This is a genomic window from Dietzia cercidiphylli, assembly GCF_014145145.1.
GTDB lineage: Bacteria > Actinomycetota > Actinomycetes > Mycobacteriales > Mycobacteriaceae > Dietzia > Dietzia natronolimnaea.
In genome coordinates this window covers 1-3,479 of the sequence record NZ_JAALEA010000495.1, presented here as the reverse complement: position 1 = coordinate 3,479, position 3,479 = coordinate 1, and the positions used below count along the sequence as shown (strand labels likewise).

The 3,479-nt window shown below is 69.8% G+C and carries 4 protein-coding genes; 2 read left to right on the top strand and 2 right to left on the bottom strand.

What is annotated here, in order from left to right; translation table 11 throughout:
* The coding region (locus G6028_RS16200; RefSeq protein WP_182659486.1) for an alpha-(1->3)-arabinofuranosyltransferase domain-containing protein at positions 1-1,010 on the bottom strand (1,010 nt) is incomplete at its 3' end.
* A 22-nt stretch (positions 1,011-1,032) separates the two neighbouring features.
* Positions 1,033-1,221, bottom strand: a complete 189-nt coding sequence (locus G6028_RS16195) for a DUF2613 domain-containing protein (protein ID WP_304816525.1) — start codon at positions 1,219-1,221, stop codon at positions 1,033-1,035.
* A 154-nt stretch (positions 1,222-1,375) separates the two neighbouring features.
* Here G6028_RS16195 and G6028_RS16190 point away from each other — a divergent pair, with 154 nt between their 5' ends.
* Complete coding sequence (locus G6028_RS16190; RefSeq protein WP_182616332.1) at positions 1,376-2,002, top strand: TetR/AcrR family transcriptional regulator; 627 nt, start codon at positions 1,376-1,378, stop codon at positions 2,000-2,002.
* On the top strand, positions 1,999-3,479 hold a 1,481-nt coding region (locus G6028_RS16185; RefSeq protein ID WP_182659485.1), incomplete at its 3' end, for an AMP-binding protein. The genes G6028_RS16190 and G6028_RS16185, both read left to right, overlap by 4 nt.

Below are 3,479 nucleotides of genomic sequence, written 5' to 3'. Positions count from 1 at the left end.
CCGGCCGGGCCGACCCACGGCGCCGCCATCGCCACCAGCCCGACGGCGGCGATCACCAGGAGTCGGCCCCGGGCGGGCATCGCCCGGTGGAGCAGCCCCAGCACACCGACCGCCGCCATCACGCCGGTGGCCAGGACGAACACCGGTTCGCTGGTGAGCGCGGCTCCGGCCACCCGGTCCGTCGACACGAACGGTACCCAGGTCGCGGCCCCGCGCAGCACCTCCGTCGCCGACGACCACCGCGTGGTGACCTCGGCGGACTCGATGTGGTCCAGGAACGGAGGCGAGACCCGGCCCAGGAGCACCAACGGAACAGCCCACCACAGGCACACCGCCACCGAGAGGGGCAGCCACCACGCGGCCAACCGCGCCCACGTGCGTCCGGGGCGGTGCATGAGCCACCACAGGATCGCGGGCAGGCACGCGATGGCGGTGGCGACCGCGTTGACCGCGCCCATCAACGCCAGGGCCAGCGCGGCACCCGCCCCACCCCGGCGCGGGGACATCCGCCCCTGCAACACCCGCACCACCGGGAGCAGCACCCACGGTGCCAGCGCGACCGGCCAGATCTCGGAGGAGATCGACCCGAGGTCACCGAGCATCCGCGGGGCGAGCGCGTAGAGGATCCCGGCCACGGCCCTGGTCTGGGGGGTGCCGATCCGCAGGGCGGCCGCGACCCGGACCACCCCCACGTAGGCGAGCGTCAGCAGAACCGCCCACCACAGACGTTGGGTCAGCCAGGCGGGCATCCCCACCAGGTCGAACAGCGCGAAGAACGGCCCCTGGGGGAAGAGGTACCCGTACGCCTGGTTCTGGACCTGGCCGCCGAACGACAGTCCGGTCCACAGGTGGGTGGCCTGGACGAGAAAGCGTCCGGGGTCGACGACGAGGTCGTACTTGGTGTCCGGGACGACCAGACCCGGGGACTGCAGGCAGGCGAGGAGGAGGAAACCGAGGAACGCGACGACCGCGTCGCGTGCGCCTGCACCGAGACGGATCCCGCGGGTCACCTCGGCCGGCGCGGGGGAGGGACTAGCGGGCGCCGTACTCGACCTGGCCGAGGAGGGCCTGGTCGGCGGGCGGCTGCGCGACCTCCGGGATGGAGTTCTCGGCCATCGCGGAGCTGGCTCCGAAGGCGACGATGCCGCCGAGGACGATTCCGCCGACTGCGCTGGCGAGCGCTCCGGTACCGAAGCTCATCGAGTTCTCCCTGCGGGTCACGAGAATGGGGTGTCCCGGCGGTGCCCCGGGGCACGCCGACGTCGACAGAGTATCACCCGGTACCCGGTGGATCGTGCGTAGTGTCGCCCACAACTACTTACTGGCCGGTAAGTTGGTGTGGGACACGACACCACGTCCCGCCGGAAGGAGTCCTGTGACGACGGGAACCAAACGGATCCCACGCGCGATCCGCGAACAGCAGATGCTCGACTCGGCCATCCGCGTGTTCTCCGACCTCGGCTACCGATCGGCGTCGATGGACACCATCGCCAAGGACGCCAGGATCTCCAAGCCGATGCTGTATCTCTACTACGGCTCCAAGGAGGAACTGTTCTCCGCGTGCGTGACCCGTGAGTCCGGGCGACTCATCGACCACCTCACCTCCGCGGCGACCAGTGGGACCGGTGCGCGTCACAGTCTGGAGAGCGTCGTGGAGGCGTTCCTCGACTACGTGGACAACCACGCCGACTCGTGGAACGTCGTGTACCGCCAGGCCGTCGCCGAACCCGCGTTCGGCGACGAGGTCGAGAAGACCCGCTCCGTCCTGGTGGACCTGACCACCGATCTGCTGGCGCAGAACTCGGTGGACGGGCGCAGCCGCGAGGTGCTCGAGGTGGTCGCCACCGCGCTCGTCGGGGCCGGGGAGGCCGTCGCCGACCGCGTCGCTCACCGGTCCATACCCAAATCGGTGGCCGCAGGAGTGGTCGTCGAACTCGCGTGGCGCGGCCTCGCCGGAGATCCCGCCAAGTCACTCACCACCCCGAAAGAGGAGAAGCCGTGACCGACACGACCGAAGACACCACCCGCCGCACGTCCCAGGGCGCCAGGACCCTCAGCCCGTTCGACCTGGCGGGAGGCCTGCCCTCTCTCGTCTCCGATCTGCCGACCGTCCTGCGTGGTCTCCGGATCGTCCGCACCTCCCGCGGGACCGACAAGATCTCCATCGGCAGGAGGTTCCAGGAACTGGCGGCCGGTCAGCCGGACGCCCCGTTCCTGCGCTTCCTGGGATCCGAGATCACCTACGGGGAGGCGAACCGGCGCGCCAACCTCGTCGCCGAGGTGCTCAAGGCCCGTGGGGTCGAGCGCGGCGACACCGTCGGCATCTGCATGGTCAACCGGCCCGAGGTCATGCTCGCCATCCTGGGCGCGGTCAAGGTGGGCGCCTCGGTGGGCCTGCTCAACCATCACCAGCGCGGGGAGGTCCTCGAGCACTCGCAGAAGATCATCGAGTCGAAGGTCGTCCTCATCGGGGCGGAGTGCGCCGAGGCCGCCGGGTCCATCCCCCGCGAGAAGTGGCTCGGTGAGTTGATCGCCGTGGGATCCGAGGTCGACCTCCCGTTCCGCGATTTCACGGCCGGCCATCGCCCGGACGAGCTCTCCGATCTGACCTGGCTCGAGGACGAGCTGGAGAAGCTGGGCGCGGACGCCGGAGCCACCAACCCGCCCGAGGCGGACGAGACGCTGGGCAACGAGACCGCGTACTACGTGTTCACCTCCGGCACCACGGGCCTGCCCAAGGCCTCGACCATGTCCCACTACCGCTGGAACCGCGCGCTCGCCGGTTTCGGCCTGTCGGGTGTGCGGCTCAAGAAGGACGACGTCCTGCTGTGTCCGCTGCCGATGTACCACAACAACGCGCTCACGGTCGGCCTGGGCTGCGTGCTCGCCGCCGGCGCGTGCCTGGCCGTCGAGGAGCACTTCTCCGCGTCGAAGTTCTGGGACCAGGCCCGCGCGGCCGGGGCCACCGCCGCCATCTACATCGGCGAGATCTGCCGCTACCTGCTCAACCAGGAACCCGGTCCGGGCGACCGGGACCATTCCATCCGGGTGATGACGGGCAACGGGTTGCGCCCCGAGATCTGGGAGGAGTTCCAACAGCGGTTCGGCATCGACCGGATCTGTGAATTCTACGCGGCCAGCGAGTGCAACATCGCATTCGTCAACGCCTTCAACATCCCCAAGACCACCGGCTACTGCCCGATGGACTTCGCGATCGTGGACTACGACCCGGACACCGGGGAGCCCCGCCGCGGCGCGGACGGCCGGCTCACCAAGGTGGGCAAGGGCGGGACAGGCCTGCTGATCAGCGGCATCTCCGACACGCAGCCCTTCGACGGCTACACGGACAAGGAGGCCACGGAGAAGAAGGTCATCCGCGACGCCTTCACCGACGGCGACGCCTGGTTCGTCTCGGGCGACCTGATGCTGGACCAGGGCCTCAAGCACGCCTCGTTCGTCGACCGGCTGGGCGACACCTT